At 64.3% G+C, this 15,940-nt stretch carries 16 protein-coding genes and 1 riboswitch; of the genes, 3 read left to right on the top strand and 13 right to left on the bottom strand.

Going from position 1 to position 15,940, the window contains the following annotated elements; genetic code table 11:
• Positions 1 to 144: 144 nt before the first annotated feature.
• The 6 genes from menE to L0B83_RS02830 all read right to left on the bottom strand — a co-directional run bounded on the left by menE (position 145) and on the right by L0B83_RS02830 (position 6,731).
• The gene (gene menE / locus L0B83_RS02855; RefSeq protein WP_234756790.1) at positions 145 to 1,713 is read right to left on the bottom strand and encodes an o-succinylbenzoate--CoA ligase; all 1,569 of its coding nucleotides are present in this window, start codon (positions 1,711 to 1,713) and stop codon (positions 145 to 147) included.
• Between the two features lie 39 nt (positions 1,714 to 1,752).
• The gene (locus L0B83_RS02850; protein WP_234756788.1) at positions 1,753 to 3,120 is read right to left on the bottom strand and encodes an MFS transporter; all 1,368 of its coding nucleotides are present in this window, start codon (positions 3,118 to 3,120) and stop codon (positions 1,753 to 1,755) included.
• A gap of 61 nt (positions 3,121 to 3,181) precedes the next feature.
• Positions 3,182 to 3,637, bottom strand: coding sequence for a MaoC family dehydratase (locus L0B83_RS02845; RefSeq protein ID WP_234756787.1), 456 nt, complete (start codon positions 3,635 to 3,637; stop codon positions 3,182 to 3,184).
• 41 nt (positions 3,638 to 3,678) lie between these two features.
• Entirely contained in the window at positions 3,679 to 4,890 is a 1,212-nt protein-coding gene (locus L0B83_RS02840) for an acyl-CoA dehydrogenase family protein (RefSeq protein ID WP_234756785.1), read from the bottom strand.
• Position 4,891: 1 nt separating this feature from the next.
• Positions 4,892 to 5,788, bottom strand: coding sequence for an amidohydrolase family protein (locus tag L0B83_RS02835; RefSeq protein WP_234756783.1), 897 nt, complete (start codon positions 5,786 to 5,788; stop codon positions 4,892 to 4,894).
• A gap of 1 nt (position 5,789) precedes the next feature.
• Positions 5,790 to 6,731 carry an SDR family NAD(P)-dependent oxidoreductase gene (locus L0B83_RS02830; protein WP_234756781.1) on the bottom strand — a complete coding sequence of 314 codons (942 nt, stop codon included), beginning with the start codon at positions 6,729 to 6,731 and terminating at the stop codon, positions 5,790 to 5,792.
• A 123-nt stretch (positions 6,732 to 6,854) separates the two neighbouring features.
• Between L0B83_RS02830 and L0B83_RS02825 the strand changes: the two genes are divergently transcribed.
• Positions 6,855 to 7,322: a MarR family winged helix-turn-helix transcriptional regulator gene (locus L0B83_RS02825; protein ID WP_234756779.1), complete on the top strand. Its 468-nt coding sequence runs from the start codon at positions 6,855 to 6,857 to the stop codon at positions 7,320 to 7,322.
• A 111-nt stretch (positions 7,323 to 7,433) separates the two neighbouring features.
• On the top strand, positions 7,434 to 8,432 hold the full coding sequence (locus tag L0B83_RS02820; RefSeq protein WP_234756777.1) for a S1C family serine protease: 999 nt from the start codon (positions 7,434 to 7,436) through the stop codon (positions 8,430 to 8,432).
• A gap of 65 nt (positions 8,433 to 8,497) precedes the next feature.
• Here the strand turns inward: L0B83_RS02820 and L0B83_RS02815 are convergent, their stop codons facing one another.
• Entirely contained in the window at positions 8,498 to 8,638 is a 141-nt protein-coding gene (locus L0B83_RS02815) for a hypothetical protein (protein WP_234756775.1), read from the bottom strand.
• Positions 8,639 to 8,731: 93 nt separating this feature from the next.
• Positions 8,732 to 9,112 (bottom strand): hypothetical protein, encoded by a 381-nt coding sequence (locus L0B83_RS02810; RefSeq protein ID WP_234756773.1) that lies wholly within the window; start codon positions 9,110 to 9,112, stop codon positions 8,732 to 8,734.
• An 83-nt stretch (positions 9,113 to 9,195) separates the two neighbouring features.
• On the opposite strand from L0B83_RS02810, the gene L0B83_RS02805 reads away from it, so the two are divergent.
• On the top strand, positions 9,196 to 10,641 hold the full coding sequence (locus L0B83_RS02805) for an MFS transporter (protein ID WP_234756771.1): 1,446 nt from the start codon (positions 9,196 to 9,198) through the stop codon (positions 10,639 to 10,641).
• A gap of 8 nt (positions 10,642 to 10,649) precedes the next feature.
• Here the strand turns inward: L0B83_RS02805 and L0B83_RS02800 are convergent, their stop codons facing one another.
• From L0B83_RS02800 to rsgA, 5 genes are all read right to left on the bottom strand, one after another.
• Entirely contained in the window at positions 10,650 to 11,363 is a 714-nt protein-coding gene (locus tag L0B83_RS02800; RefSeq protein WP_234756769.1) for a metal-dependent transcriptional regulator, read from the bottom strand.
• Positions 11,364 to 11,392: 29 nt separating this feature from the next.
• A complete protein-coding gene (locus L0B83_RS02795; protein ID WP_234756767.1) occupies positions 11,393 to 12,169 on the bottom strand; it encodes a class I SAM-dependent methyltransferase in 777 nt (258 codons plus the stop codon).
• 51 nt (positions 12,170 to 12,220) lie between these two features.
• Positions 12,221 to 13,633, bottom strand: coding sequence for an aminotransferase class V-fold PLP-dependent enzyme (locus L0B83_RS02790; RefSeq protein ID WP_234756765.1), 1,413 nt, complete (start codon positions 13,631 to 13,633; stop codon positions 12,221 to 12,223).
• Between the two features lie 35 nt (positions 13,634 to 13,668).
• Positions 13,669 to 13,781: riboswitch (SAM riboswitch) on the bottom strand.
• Positions 13,782 to 13,940: 159 nt separating this feature from the next.
• Positions 13,941 to 14,753 (bottom strand): histidinol-phosphatase, encoded by an 813-nt coding sequence (hisN, locus tag L0B83_RS02785; protein WP_234756763.1) that lies wholly within the window; start codon positions 14,751 to 14,753, stop codon positions 13,941 to 13,943.
• 71 nt (positions 14,754 to 14,824) lie between these two features.
• Complete coding sequence (gene rsgA, locus L0B83_RS02780; RefSeq protein ID WP_234756761.1) at positions 14,825 to 15,940, bottom strand: ribosome small subunit-dependent GTPase A; 1,116 nt, start codon at positions 15,938 to 15,940, stop codon at positions 14,825 to 14,827.

Here is a 15,940-nt window from a genome sequence, read left to right as displayed (position 1 = left end):
TAGCTCGCTGTCCGCCATGCTAGGGCCGCGGTTGGTCGCTGTCGTGAGTAGTCGCTACCCGTCTTCGGGAACTCCTGCGCTGACCGCTTTCCCAGCTGGTTTGAGCGTGGTCGTTAACCATTTCAAGGAGTGTAAGCAAATCGTTCACGAGACGGTGCTCCGGCGGAGCTCGCTCTTGCGGATCTTTCCGCTGGCTGTCCGGGGCATATCGTCCACGAACACTACAGTCTTGGGGATTTTGTAGCGGGCGAGTTTGCCGGCCAGGTGTTCCTTGAGTTCGTCCTCGGTTAAGGACGCGCCCTCGCGGAGCATCACCACGGCGCGTGGTACCTCACCCCACTTCTTGTCCGGCACGCCGATGACTGCCACGCTGCCCACGGAACCGAGTTCACTGATCGCTTGTTCCACCTCAGCCGGGTAGATGTTCTCGCCGCCGGAGATGATCATGTCCTTGAGCCTGTCCGAGACGAAGACAAATCCGTCAGCGTCCTTGTATCCCATATCCCCGGACTTGAACCAGCCGCCGTCGTCATAGGATTCGGCAGTGGCATCGGGCCGGTTCCAGTATTCGCGGATGACGTTGGGACCCTTGATCTGGATTTCCCCCACCGCGCCCTGCTCCGCAACCCCGCCTGCGACATCGGCGATACGGACATCGCTGAAGAAGTGCGGGAGCCCGGAAGAGCCCGCCTTATCCCGGGACCTGGCGGCTGGCAAAGTGGTGGCGCCGGGTGCCGTCTCGGTCATTCCATAGCCGTTGGAGAAGCGCAAGCCACGCGCCTCGTATGCTTCCAGGACGCGCATCGGAACTGCCGATCCGCCGCAGGTCAGCTTGTTGAGGGAGCCGAGGTCCGCAGTGGGCCACGCAGGATGCTCGCAGAGCATCTGGTAGGTGGTGGGCACTCCACTGATAGTGGTGGCCCTATGCTGCTCGATGAGCTCCAAGGCACGTTGGGGGTCGAATTTCGACTCCAGGACCACCGTTCCGCCCTTGAGGAGAGTTGGCAACACTCCCATATCGAGCGACGCCACATGGAACATCGGCGAGATCATGAGCGCTACATCGCTGGAGGAGAAATCGAAGTCGACCACCACGTTGATGCAATTCCATGTGATGTTGCCGTGGGTCAGGAGCGCGCCTTTGGGGCGGCCAGTCGTACCCGACGTGTAGAGGATCATGGCGCCGTCATCGAGCCCGACTTCTTCATCCACATGCAGGGGTGCCCCCGAGGAGAGGACCTCCTCGTAGTCTTGCGCCGCCGTCGGGAGTCCATTTCCGGAGCCACTGACGGCGTCGGTGGTCCTGCGCTGGAAGGAATCGCCGACGGCGAGGCGCAGGCTCACGCGGGTGCCTTCCGCGGCGCTCGCCGCGAGGCCGTTCAGGCTCGCGGAATGGATCAGCACAACCGCTCCGCAGTCCTCAAGTTGGAACGTGAGCTCCGGCGGCGCCAAACGCGTGTTGAGGGGCACGAAGATCGCGCCAAGCTGCCCACAGGCGAAAAGCGTTTCAAGGAAAGCGGGATGGTTTTCACCGAGATAGGCCACCCTGTCGCCTTTGGCAACGCCCCCGGCTTTGAGGGCGTTGGCGAGCCTGTCCGATCGTTCCGCAAATTCCTCATAGCTGAGCTGGCGGTCTCCGGAGATCAGCGCGATCTTGCTTCCGGACTTCGGGCGGCGACGCTGCAGCCACGAACCAATGCCAAAATTCTCCACGACTTTCCTTTCTGATCCCAAGCTGGACACTTCACGGCATCAAGGCCGGATGGTCTGCAAATCGTTGTTCTTCGGTTCCCGGGTCAACAGGATGAAGATGATGGAGACGACGGACATCGCGGCCAGGTAGAAGACCACCGAGCCGGTGTTCTGGCCCGAGTCCTTGAAGATCTGGGCCACAATGCCCGGAGTGAAACCCGCTCCGAGGAGCGTCGCGAGCTGGTAACCGAGCGAGGCTCCCGTATAGCGCGACGTAGTGCCGAACTGCTCGGACACGAACGCGGCCAGTGGCCCGAAGAGCGTTGAGTGGATCATCAGGCCGACGGTGAAGGCCACGAAGACCAGGATGATGTTGTTCGATGACAGCAGCTGGAACATCGGGATCAGATAGGCGATGAAAAGTACGAGCCCGCCGACCATCACGGGCCTCCGGCCCAGCTTGTCGGAGAGCCTGCCGCCAAGGACCACGAAGGCGATGGAAACGAACGACGCTGCGGCGAAGGCGTACAGCACGCCCTGGCGGTCGGCGCCCTTGGAGACTGCAAAGGTGACGGCGAACGTTGCCAGCACCACTTGGAGGGCGAAGCCGGCAGCCCCGGCGAGCATCGTGAAGACCAAGGTCTTGGGCCTGCGCAGCACCTGGAGCAGCGGGATGACGGGCTTCGCGGCGGCACGGTCGTCCGCGTTCCGGGCCGCCCTCTCCAGACCTGCCACCCTTTCCTGTTCGATGGCGGCTTTGAAGATGGGGCTCTCCGAAACCTTGAGCCGGACGAACATGCCCACTGCCAGCAAGACAAACGACAGCAGGAAGGGAACGCGCCAGCCCCAGGCGAGGAACTGGGAGTTTGGCAGGGCCGAGAAGGCGCCCATGATCAGAGTACCCAGCACGGCGCCCGACGGCGCGCCCGCATTGACGAACGAGGCCGCGAAACCGCGCTTCCCCGATTCCGAATGCTCCAACGCCATCAAAGCGGCTCCACCCCACTCGCCGCCCACAGCGATGCCCTGGAAGACGCGGAGCACAACGAGCATCACGGCGCCCCACGGACCAGCCATGGATGCCCCGGGGACCAGACCGATCAGCGTGGAAGCCAGGCCCATGACCAGCATGGAAGCAATGAGCATTCCTTTTCGGCCCAGCCTGTCGCCGAAGTGCCCGAAGATGACTCCACCCAGCGGGCGCGCTACGTACCCTGCGGCGAACGTCCCGTAGGCCGCCACGACCCCCACCCAGTCGTCCATTCCCGAGAAGAAGACCTTGGGGAAGACCACGGCCGCGGCTGTGGCGTACAGCAGGAAGTCGTAATACTCGATGGTGCTGCCCAGGTAGCTGGAAGCAATGACCGTGCGTGCTTCTTTGCGTTTGGTGGCCAGGTCCATGGATTGAAGCTGCGATATTTGGGACATCATTGTTCCTTAAAGCAGGGGGTCGGGGAGGGCCTGCGGAAGCAGGCTGTTTGTGAAACGGCTATTTGTAGAAACGGGCGAGGAATTCGGCCACGACGGCGGGGCGCTCCTGGCCTTCGATTTCGATGGTGTTGGCCACCTTGATCTGGGCGCCGCCCTTGACCTCGGTGACTTCGGAAATGGTGGCTTGCATGCGGATGCGCGCGCCCACCTTGACCGGGGAGGTGAAACGGACCTTGTCCAGGCCGTAGTTCACTTTGGTGGTGACGCCTTCGACGTCGAACAGCTCGCCCCAGAACGGGATGATGAGCGAGAGTGTGAGGAAGCCGTGGGCGATCGGGGCGCCGAACGGGCCGTCCTTGGCGCGTTCCGGATCGACGTGGATCCACTGCTCGTCTCCGGTCGCGTCCGCGAACTTGTTGATTTGTTCCTGGGTGATTTCGCGGTATTCGGTGACGCCGAGATCGGTTCCGGCGAGTGTGAGCAGTTTGTCGAAGTCGACGACGAGATTTGGCATTGTTGCCTCCTGGTGATTATGGCGGGTGGAAAGAATGTGGCTTAGCGGGCGAAGGCGCTTTCGCCTGTGAGTGCGCGGCCGACGATCAGTGCGTTGATTTCGTGTGTTCCTTCGTAGGAGTAGACGGCTTCGGCGTCGGCATGGAACCGGGCAACATCGCTCTCGAGGGTGATTCCGTTGCCGCCTGCCAGCTCGCGGGCTAGCGCGACTGTTGCCCGCATCGCCAGGCAGCACTGCATTTTCGCCAAGGCGGAGTCTTGGTCGCGGTAGACCCCGCGGGCCTGCTGTTCGGTCAGCCTGACCACGAGCGCGACGCTTGCCGTGACATTGCCAAGCATGCGTGCCAGCTTTTCCTGCACCAATTGGAAGGAACCCAGCGGGCGGCCGAACTGTTGGCGCTCGCGGACGTAGCGGAGGGCTGCTTCGAAGGCACCGGCCTGGATGCCGGCGGCAATCCAGGCGACGTCCGAGCGCATCACGCGTAGCATCGCCGCCACGTCCTTGAAGGAATTCACGTTGTGCAGGCGCATCGATTCCGGGACACGGACGCCGTTGAAGGTGATGTGCGCGTTTTGCATCATCCGCAAGGAGGTCTTCCGGTGGATCTTCTCCAAAGTCACGCCGGCGGCTTCGCGGTCCACGAGGAAAGCCTTGACCTGGCCGTCCGCGACGTCCCGCGCGAACACCGCGAGCACGTCCGCCGTCGACGCGCCGCCGATCCATCGCTTGGCGCCGTGGAGCACCCAGGAGTCGCCGTCGCGCCGCGCAGTGCTGGAGAGCCCGCCGGCAATGTCCGAGCCGTGCTCGGGTTCCGTCAGCGAAAACACGCCTTTTAGCGAGAAGTCGACGACGCGCGGCATCCACTCGGCTTGTTGTTCCGCTGAGGCGCCCACCCGGATGGCCGTCCGGAAGAGGCCTGCTTGGGCCGTGTACCAGGTAGCGAGCGACGCGTCCGTGCGGGCGAGCTCGAAGATCCTGAAGCCTTGGTAGATGCCTCGTGCGGGACCGTGAACCGTTAGTTCAGCCGGTTCCATCAGGTCCAGATCGATGAGCGGCCGGGCCAGCTGGGCAGGGAATTCGCCCCGCTCCCAATAGTCGGCCAACAGCGGCTTCGCTTCGCGGTCCAGGAAGTCGCGCAAGCGGCCCAGGACACGGCGTTCGTCTTCGGTGAGCAGGGACTCGGCGTCGTAGTAATCGCAGATGTCGTAGAGGCGCTCCGCCGCCAGTGTCTCCACGTGGGTCTCCAAGCTCATGTCAGCTGTCCAATTCGAGCAGGCGCACGGCGTTGTCCTTGAGGATCTTGGGCCGGATGTCCTCCTTGAGCGGGAGATCGGCGAAGGCGGCAAGCCACTTTTGGGGCGTGATGAGAGGGAAGTCCGTGCCGAAGAGGACTTTGTCCTGAAGCACCGAGTTGGACATGCGCACCAGGGACTCGGGAAAGTACTTGGGGGACCAACCGGAGAGATCGATGAACACGTTCGACTTGTGCGTCGCGATCGAATTCGCTTCATCCTGCCAAGGCACCGAGGGGTGGGCCATGATGATCTTCAGTCCGGGGAAATCGGCGGCCACGGCGTCGAGCAGGAGCGGGTTGGAATAGGCCAGCTTGATGCCGTAGCCGCCGGGCAGGCCGGCGCCCATGCCGTTCTGCCCGGTGTGGAAGATGGCCGGGAGGCCCAGTTCCTGGAGGGTCTCCCAGAGCGGGTAAAACTGTTCGTTGGAGGGATCGAACCCCTGCAGGCTCGGGTGGAACTTGAAGCCGCGGGCGCCCAAGTCGATCGCTTGGTGTTTGGCGCCTTGGATGGCATCGGTGCCGGTGCGGGGATCCACGCTGCCGAAGGGGATCAGCACGTCGTTGTTCCTCGCGGCCCCCGCAATGAGTTCCGGGATGCTGTTGGGCTCGTGCTTGAGCTGGGTGCGGGCGTCCACGGTGAAGACGACGGCGGCCATGTCGAGTTCGCGGTAGACCTCGGAGATTCGGTCGAGCGAGGGCGTGCGCTCCTCGGACTTGAAGTACTTGGCGGATGCTGCCGTCAGTGCCGGTGGCAGGGATTCGTGGCCGTGGCCGTCCACTTCGAGGTGAACGTGCATGTCGATCGCAGCAAGTTTCGAGGCGTCGATGCCGAGCTCGTAGCGCTGGGGGGCGGGCATGTCAGTGGACCTGTGCAGGAGCGGTTTCGGGCTGCAGTTCCGACGGGAGCGGCAGGAATTCCTCGCCGACGCCCTGAAGCTTGTCTCCGAACAACGCGACGAAGTTCTCCACGAGGTCCTGGTAACCCCAACCGCCTTCACGGTATTCGGCGGCGGCTGCTTCCGGGTGGGTCCACAGCTGGAGGCGGTCTCCGCCGGCTCCGATGGCCTGACCGGTAATGCCGGACGCCTCGTCGGAGGCGAGGAAGGCCACAAGGCCCGCGACGTCGTCGGCCGTTCCAAAGCCAAGCTCGCGGCGGAAGAAGTGCGGCATGGCCTCGCCGCGCTCGTCTGCCTCCACCGCTTTCTGGAAGTAGGGGATGGTCTTGGTCATCGCCGTGGCGGCTACCGGGATCACCGCGTTGGCGGTGACGCCGGCCTTCTTCATTTCCAGCGCCCAGGTCCGGACCATGCCCACGATTCCGGCCTTCGCGGCGGCGTAGTTTGTTTGGCCGAAGTTTCCGCGTTGCCCGGTCGGGGATCCGATGGCGATGATGCGGCCGGCGATCCCGTTCTCCTTGAAGTAGCCGAAGGCCGCCCGGGCACACGTGAAGGTGCCGCGGAGATGAACGTTGACGACCAGGTCGAAGTCCTCGTCCGTCATTTTCAGCAGGGACTTGTCCCGCAGGATCCCTGCGTTGGTGACCAGGATATCCAGGCGGCCAAATGCCGTGACAGCCGCTTCCACGAGATGCTTCGCTGCTTCCGTGCTGCCGACGGGGGTGACGACGGCGACTGCCCGGCCGCCGTCGGCCTCGATGGTCCGGACCGCTTCGCCGGCTACCGCGGCGTCGACGTCATTGACGACCACCGCCGCGCCCTGACGGGCGAGTTCCCGGGCGTAAGCGAGCCCCAGGCCCCGTCCGCTTCCGGTGACAATCGCTACTTTTCCTGACAGGCTCATCGTCGCTCCTTTGCTCGATCCCCGTGCATCTGCGCCTTCGGCATGGGATGCTGTTCTGTATCCATGAAAATACGTATAGTTGAGAATGTCAACGATTGATTTTGAAGATTATTGGAGTTTGTTATGACGATCGATGCTCAGGACGAGCTACAGGCCACGAAGGACCGGCTGGTCGCCGCTGCGATCAGCGAGGACATCGGTTTCCTGCTGGCCAAGCTCCATGTAGGCGGATCGATCGTGAACAACCGGGCGCTCGCCGAGTTCGACCTCAAAGAGCGTTCGTACTCAATCCTGATCCTGGCCAATAGTGGATTGGATCCAACCCAGCGGGAGTTGGCGGACTTCCTGAGCCTTGACCCCAGTCAGATAGTCGCTTTGGTGGACGAGCTTGAAAAGCGGAAGTTGGTGACCAGGGCACCTGGCAAGCAGGACCGCCGGGCCAAGACGGTGACAGCCACGCCGAAGGGGAGCCAACTGCTCGCTCAGGCAGCTATTGCGGCACGCCGTGCGGAGTCCGAAGTGCTGGCCGCGTTGGACGACGGCGAAGTCGCCCAGCTTAGGGCCCTCCTGCGCAAAGCGTTGTGGGGCTAGTTCCCCAATTGGCAGTGCCGTGTCCGAGTTCACCCACGGCGTAGGACGAAACGGACTAAGAGAGGCAGCGTATTCGTTGATATAGACACCACCGGTTGCAGGAGGTGCACCATGAGTACGTTGCCGGAACAAGCTTTTCCGGAGGACATCCCTGACGCTCCGTCGGACGACGAGGCCTTAGACGCCTACTCGCGGACAGTCATGCACGTCGCAGAGACAGTCACGCCGCATGTCGCAGCTTTGGAGATGAGAAGCGCCAGCAGGAACGGCCAGGTGAGGATCGGAAGCGGCTCGGCTGTTGTCTTCACGGGGGACGGATACATGCTGACCAACGCCCACGTGGTTTCGGGCCTCCGCTCGGGGCGGGCAATCTTCGCCGACGGAACCCACACCGACGTCGAACTCATCGGTGCGGATCCCCTGTCCGATCTCGCCATTGTCCGCGGACACCACACACCGCCTCCGGCTATCCTGGGCAACGCGGAGTCGCTGCACGTAGGACAACTGGTGATCGCGGTGGGAACCCCGCTGGGGTTGGCGGGATCGGTGACCGCGGGCGTCGTCAGCGGCCTCGGCCGTTCCATCCCGGTCAGGTCCGGACGGCACAGCAGGGTCATCGAGGACGTGGTCCAGACCGACGCCGCGTTGAACCCGGGCAACTCCGGGGGAGCCTTGGCCGACACCAAGGGGCGGATCGTGGGAATCAACACCGCCGTGGCCGGCCTCGGCCTCGGGCTCGCAGTGCCCATCAACACCACCACTCAACGGATCATCGCGGCCTTGCTGAAGGACGGCCGGGTCCGCCGGGCATACCTTGGTTTGGTGAGCACCCCTATCCCTTTGGATGCGAGTGCGGTGATCCGGACTGGCCAGAAGGAAGCGCTGCGGGTGGTGGAAGTCATCGCCGGTTCTCCGGCCGAGCGGGCAGGACTTCTCCCGGGAGATCTTGTCCTCAGTGCACAGTCGCGGGCGGTTTCCAGTGCCGAGAGCCTCCAAAAGCTCTTGTTCTCGCAGGCCATAGGGGAACCGTTCCTGCTGACCGTCCTGCGCGACGGCAAGATCAACGCGATTGTCGCCGTCCCCAGCGAAATGACCGACGCGGATTCATAAGAGCGCGGCCATGACGGAACCCGTCCGCTAAAAAGCCGGCGCCACGGTGGCACCGGCTTTTTTTGCTACTTCTTCCGCATCCTCAAGTGGGCCACCGGATCAGCAGCGGCATCGGACTCGTGCTTGGCACGCTTCACTGCCCGTTTCTCCTTGATGGTCTTGATGCTCTTCTTCGTCTCGTGCTGGTGAGGCGCTTTGTCAGGCATGTCATGCTCCCTAACTAAGGATCTGCCCTAAGATCCTGCAAAGAGGGTCCTGAGAGACCCTCTCCTTGTAAGTTACGCCTGTTTCACCCGAAATCAACCGGCGCCCGAACCCGACGCCGGGACGTCCACAACGCCCACGAACCGCGATCCGATTCCTTCGTACTCGGTGCGGACTTCGCCAGGCAGGATCCCGGGAACCTCGCTGTTCCGGTGGTGGCCGCAGAAGACGTAGGTGAACTCCGGCCACCACTTCTTCGGACGAACGGCCTCGGTGTAACCGCAGACGACGCAGCTCAAGTGCACCCACACAGGACGCTTGCCGGTACGGTTGGCGCGGGATTGGACGAGCCACGGCGGCGGATTGTCCTGCAGTTCGTTCAGTTCGGCTTCCGAAAGCCGCGCAGGGATGCCGTGGCGCTGGGCCATTTCCATCGAAATATCAAGGGCCAGTGCGGCGTCACGTCTGCTGATCACCGTTCAACGATACGGGACATTCGCCGGGGCAGGATCGCGCAGGAATTCGAACGGGCAAGCGCACCCAGGCGTAGGCTGTCCCCATGACCGACGCACCGGCCCTGGTGCCAAGCACCCCGCTCCAAAAGCGGGTCCTCGTTGTGGCTATCGTGGCTTCCTTCATCGCCATTTTGGACGGCTTCGTGGTGAACCTCGCACTCCCCGCGATTGGCCGGGAGCTCGGTGGCGGCCTTGTCATCCAGCAATGGGTGGTGGATGCCTACCTGTTGACCTTGGGCGCGCTGATCCTGGTCGCCGGCTCCCTCTCCGACCACTTCGGCCGTGCACGCATCCTGGAATGGGGACTCGCCGGGTTCACCCTCACCTCCATCACGTGCGGCCTGGCGTGGAACGGCGAGGTGCTGGTGGTCTCGCGGGCACTCCAGGGGATCGCCGGTGCGCTTCTGGTCCCAAGTTCGCTTGCCATGATCGTCACGTTCTTCTCCGGGCCCGCGCAGTCCAAGGCAATCGGCCAATGGTCCGGTTGGACCAGCGCGGCCGCCATCGTCGCGCCGCTGATCGGCGGCGCATCGGTCGATCTGCTGTCCTGGCGCGTCATCTTCTTCATCAACGTCATTCCGGCCGTCGCCGTCTGGCCGATCCTCGCCGGGCTGCGTAAGTCCGATGCCGCCACCGACACGAGCAAGAACATCGACTACCTCGGCGCATTCCTGGCCATGGTGGGACTCGGTGGTCCGGTCTACGCGTTTATCGAACAAGGCCGCATGGGCTGGAGCAACATGGTGGTCTGGATGCCTCTCGCCGTCGGTGCCGTCGGCCTGGCCCTCTTCCTGGTCCATGAAGCCCGGACCCCGGAGCCGATGCTGCCCTTGAGGCTCTTCGGCATTCGAAATTTCGGCTGGGGAAACATAGCCACGCTCGCCATTTACGGCGCCCTGTCGCTGGGCTTCTTCTCCGTGGGCATCTACTTGCAGCAAGTGGGCGGGATGAAAGCCACCACAGCGGGCATCGCGTTGCTCCCCGCGACCGTCCTCCTGATGCTCACGGCCTCCTTCTTCGGCGGACTGGCCGGCAAATACGGTCCACGGTGGTTCATGACAGCCGGACCCTTCATTTGCGGAATTGGTTTCCTCATGACCTTGGCCGTCCAGGAGCCGTTGAACTACTGGACGCAAGTGTTGCCCGGGCAGCTAGTCTTCGGCATCGGCCTGAGCACCTTGGTGGCGCCCCTCACCGCGGCTATCCTCGGCGCGGTACCCACCGAAGAGGCGGGGATTGGTTCCGCGGTGAACAACGCCGTTGCCCGTATCGCCGGGCTCATCTGCATCGCGTTCGCAGGGCTCATCATCGGCCCGGTCTTCAGCCGCCAAGGCCTCATGAACGCCGTGGTGGTCACGGCCGCATTGTTCTTCCTCGGGGCGGTGGCATCCGCTGTCGGGATCCGGAATCCGGTGCTGGGCACTGCGGCAGCGGACTCTCCGGAAGGGCAAGCGCCCGACGACGGCGGCACGGCCGCCCGGCGCGGCTGACAGGTTCGTCAGCGGTCCGCGAGGACGCAGCCTTCGTGTTTCCTGTCGGTAGCCACCCAAAGTGCCGAGGCGACCTCGTCCGCGAGATCGTAGTCGCGGCTGCCCGCACCCTTCCCGATCCGGACCACCAGGGCACCACCGAACGGTTTGCGGCCGATTACCTGGACGGTGGCGTCGAGGTCGATATCCTCTGCGGACAAGTACCTCAGCAACTCCGGGTTTTCGTCGCTGATCCGCGTGATCTTCCCGGAATGGCCGTCGTCGAGCTCGATCATGCGGTGGGCATGCGGCAGGCTCACCGAACCGTCCGCCGCGGGGATGGGGTCACCATGCGGATCGCGTCCGGGATTGCCCAGCTTGGCGGCCATGCGATCGATGAAGGTGTCCGAGACCGCGTGCTCGAGCATCTCGGCCTCGTCATGGACCTCGTCCCAGCTGTAGCCCAGTTCCCTGACGAGGTAGGTTTCGATCAGGCGGTGCCTGCGGACCATGCCAAGGGCAAGCCGCATGCCCCGGGGGGTCAAGGTAATGGCGCTGTACGGCTGGTGGTCCACGAGGCCTTGGTCCTTGAGCTTGCGGACCATTTCCGAGACGGAGGAATTGGCCACCCCGAGCCGCTGCGCGAGCTGTGAGGACGTGATGGGTTTGTCCTGCCACTCCGTATAGGAGTAGATGACCTTGACGTAGTCCTCGATCGAGGAGGAGGGCGCACTGGTCTTCACGGTTCCAAGCCTATCGTGAACAGGCCGCATCAGGCCTTGCGTGCCCGCCAGCTCTGCGTGAGGTAGGGCAGCTGGATGACCTCGCCCTCGGCATGGCCCAGATGTTCGAAGAGGTACCACTGAAGATTGTCCATGACCTTGGCCCGGGTGGCGTCATTCGCCCTCAAGTAGTAGCTGCGCGATTTCACGAGTTCGAGGATATCGGCCGGAGTCACCGGATCCTCCCAGCGCGTCACGTGCCTTTCGAGGCCGGTGAACTCAGGACCCACCACAGGCCGGAAGTCCGGTTTGTGGACATCGCCGGCATGCATGATGCGGGACAGGCGATGGACCCACGGCACGGAGGTGTCCAGCTGGTTCCAGATCAAGCCGATCACACCCTGGGGCCGAAGGATCCGCGCGATCTCGGTGCTGGCTGCGAGGGGGTCGCACCAGTGCCAGGCCTGGGCAACGCTGACGACGTCGAATGCTGAGTCCGCCAGCCCGGTTGCCTCGGCCGTGCCCTCCAGGGCGTTCACTTGTGGATACGTTTTGCGCAGCTGCGCGAGCATGTCCGTGGAAGGGTCCACCGCGGACACCGCGAGCCCGCGTTCGACGAGGAGCGCCGTGAACTTGCCGGTGCCGGCGCCGATGTCTGCCGCGTCCCGCGCGTCTTTCGGCAGCAGCCAGTCGGCCGAATCCGCAGGGTATCCCGGCCGGACACGGTCATAGTGTTCTCCGCCGTCCTGGAAACTTTGGCCGAGTTCAAGGCGCCGTTCCTCGTAGAGCTTGGGACCGGCTGACGTGCCTTTGGGTCGCGGGGCCACGCGGAGACTCCTTCGCAGGACAGGAAAAAATACCCTACGAATCTACCGCAATCAGTCGGTGGTGCAGGGAGCGGCTCCCGCGGTCCCGGGAGTGTTGGGAGCCCACTCGGGGTAGCTGCGGTGGTCGTTCGCGGGCACCCAACGGCCGGCATCCACGACGTAGTCCCATCCGAGGCCATTGCTCTTGAGCGCCTCGATGCCCGCGATCAGGCGGGTGGCGTCTTCCAAGCGTGATCCCAGGCCGAAACTGGCTCGAAGGGATCCGGAGGGAAGGCCGAGGCGCTTGAGCAGCGGGTGCGCGCAAAAGCGTCCGTCGCGCAGTCCGATGCCGTGTTCGGCCGCAAGATAAGCCGCCACAAGTCCGGCGTCGTAGCCTTGGAGCGAGAAGTTCACGACGCCGATGGTGTCCTGCGGGTTGGTGTCGCTGAAGATCTGGTGCACGGTCACGCCATCGATTTGCTTGAGGCCGTCCACGAGGTGTGAGCGGATGGCGGCCTCGTGGGCGTGCCATTCATCGTGGTCAAGGGCGGCGATGACCTGCGTGGCCCGGGCGAGGGTGGCCGCGCCGAGCACATTCGGCGAGCCTCCTTCATGCCTGGCCGGTCCCGTGGCCCAGCTGACGGAATCAAGGCGCGCTTCCCGGACGGCGCCGCCTCCTGCAAGGTGCGGCGTGCCGGCGTCGAGCCAGTCGGGGCGGCCCACCAGGACACCGGCGCCGAAGGGCGCATAAAGCTTGTGCCCGGAGAACACCAAGTAGTCGATCTCCGCGCCGGCGATGTCGATACGGCGGTGCGGGGCGAGTTGCGCCGCGTCCACCACAATCCGTGCCCCGAATTCATGGGCCAAGGCGGCGAGCTCCGTGATGGGCAGGATTTCGCCGGTCACGTTCGACGCGCCGGTGACTGCGAGGAGGCTCACTCCGCCCTGGGACAGCGCCGTGCGGACGGTGGCCACAGTCTCAGACAAGGTTTCGGCCGCAACAATGCTTCTGTGGGGGACGCCTTGCCACGGCAGGAGGTTGGCGTGGTGCTCGATGTCCAAGTAGAGGACCTCGCCAGCGTGCTTGGCGTCCGAAACTGGCAGGCAGCCGGCCAGGAGGTTGAGCGAATCGGTGGTGTTGCGCGTGAAAATGACGGCATCGTCCGGCCGCCCGCCAACAAAGCCGCGGACGATGTTGCGGGCATTTTCGTAGACCGAGGTGCTGATTTGAGAGGCGTAGCCTGCGCCGCGGTGGACGCTCGCGTAGTACGGCAGGATCTCGTTGAGGTAAGCGGAAACAACCGTCAGGGCAGGGGCTGACGCGCCATAGTCAAGGTTGGCGTAGCGAATGTGGCCGCCTTGGATCAGGGGCGCCTGCAACTCCGCTCCCGTCACCGCGGCCAAGGGGCGCGATGCCCGGGAAAGCTGCTGTACGGCGTCGTCGTCCAGCGGAAGAGCGTGGGACGTAAAGGTGGCTGTGCTCATGGGACCTCACTCAAGAGGGACCCCTGCGTACAGGGGGTCCGCGCTTGCCGTATCCGTTCCGGACCGGCCGGGTCGTCACCCGGGGCACCCCGCCGCGATGGAGGGTTGCCGGCCAGCAAACCGGGGTTTCGCGCTGGCACTCGTGACCTGTAAAGAGACTAGGACACCGGCGAGGCTCGTTCCAACGTGGCCGGCGATTGTTAAGCCGATTGTTACACCGCCGGAAAAATGCGCCTTTCGTCGAAGAAAAAGTAGCGGACGCCCCCAAAGAGGGGCGTCCGCCGTTGTTTATTCAGGGAAAGGGGCGTCAGAGTAGGTCGTCGAGCTCGGGGTTGAGCCTCTTGAGGACCTCGGAGTGCAGGATCGAGTTGGTGGCGACGGCGTTTCCGCCGAAAGGCCCATCCGCGCCATCCAGGGATGTGAAGCGTCCGCCGGCCTCGGTCACGATGGGGACCAAGGCGGCCATGTCGTAGACCTGGAGCTCGGGTTCGGCGGCGATGTCCACTGCCCCTTCAGCCACGAGGCAGTAGGACCAGAAATCGCCGTACGCACGGCTGCGCCACACATCGTTCTCAAGGCCCAGGAAGTCATCCAGCTTGCCGTGCTGCTTCCACTCGGAAAGCTCGGAGTAGGAAAGCGAGGCGTCTTCAAGCCGGGACACGTTGGAAACCCTCAACCGGGTGGCCGCGGCCAGCGACCGGCCCATGTAGGCGCCCGAGCCCTTGGCCGCCCACCAACGCTTGCCGAGGGCTGGAGCGCTCACAAGCCCGACCACTACCTCGCCTTCGTCCACAAGTGCGATGAGCGTGGCCCAGACGGGCACGCCTCGCACGAAGTTCTTGGTCCCGTCGATGGGATCGATGATCCAACGCCTCGAGCCGTGGCCCGAGCTGCCGAACTCCTCCCCGAGGACGGCGTCGCGGGGGCGGGAACGGGAGAGCTGCCCGCGGATTGCTTCCTCGGCGGCTTTGTCGGCATCGGTGACCGGGCTCAGGTCGGGTTTGGTCTCTACCTGGAGGTCCAGTGCCTTGAACCGCTCCATGGTTAGGGAATCGACGGAGTCGGCCAGGACGTGTGCCAGCCGCAGGTCGTCGTTGTAGCGCGAATCGGGTTGGGTCATGGTTCCAAACTACCGTCTATTCGCCGGTGAGCCGGGGATGTAGCGCTGCAAACTGCGCAGTTAGTTGACCGTCAGTTGACGGTGCCCAGTTCCTTCGTCTCTTGGGCTTCCATGCGCGGGTCAGCGCCGAGGAGCCGGCGCAACGAGGCCAGGCGGGCCGGGCCTGACTCGCCCGCATGGCCCTCCGCGACCCATGAATCCAGTCCGCATCGAACTGCGGAGGCATCGTGCTTGCAGCCCCGCTCGCACCTTTCCGTTCCCGGTTCCAGGTCCGGGAAGGCGTGCAGGATGCGGTCCGGGTTCACGTGGGCCAGGCCGAAGGAACGGATCCCGGGTGTATCGATGATCCAGCTTCCGCCGGGGGCGTCGCTCAGCTTCAGCGCAAGGGCGGAGGACGAGGTGTGGCGACCGCGCCCGGTCACGGCGTTGACCCCGCCCGTGGCGCGTTCGGCGCCGGTGAGGGCGTTCACCATGGTGGATTTCCCGACGCCGGAGTGGCCCAGGAGTACGGTGACCTTGCCGTCGAGGTAGTTCCGCAATTGGCCGACGGCGTCACTGTCGAGGCGGGCGGAGAGCCCGTCGTCGGACCGGGCGTCGATGCCGGAGGCGCCTGCGTCGGCCGTTCGACTGATGATGACGGGGAAACCGAGGCTCACGTAATTGGCGAGTAGCTCCGTCGGATCCTTGACATCCGCTTTGGTGACGAGCAGCAGCGGCTCGATTCCGGCGTCGTACGCCGCCACCAAGGCGCGGTCGATGAATCCGGTGCGCGGTTCCGGGTTGGCGGCCGCAACCACCACCACGAGTTGGTCGGCGTTGGCGACGACGGCCCGTTCGACCGGATCCGTGTCGTCCGCACTGCGCCGCAGGAGCGTCTTCCGCTCCTCGACGCGCACGAGGCGGGCGAGGGTGTCCGGGGCTCCGGACACATCGCCCACGAGGCCCACGAAGTCTCCGGGGACAACGGGGGAGCGCCGGAGTTCCCGGGCGCGGGCGGCAATGACGATGCGCTCGTTGTCCGAGTTTTCGTCCACGATCGCGGTGTAGCGGCCGCGGTCGACTGTGATGATACGGCCGATCACGGCGTTGTCGTGGCTGGGGCGGTCCTTAGTGCGGGGCCGTGTGCCCTTCTTGTTGGGGCGGATCCGGACATCGGACTCGTCCCAGGAGCGTGCGTCGCGAGCCAT

Source organism: Arthrobacter alkaliphilus, assembly GCF_021483235.1.
Classification (GTDB): Bacteria; Actinomycetota; Actinomycetes; order Actinomycetales; family Micrococcaceae; genus Arthrobacter; species Arthrobacter alkaliphilus.
The sequence above is the reverse complement of the archived record's forward strand: the minus strand, read 5'-3'. Positions and strand labels throughout refer to the sequence as shown.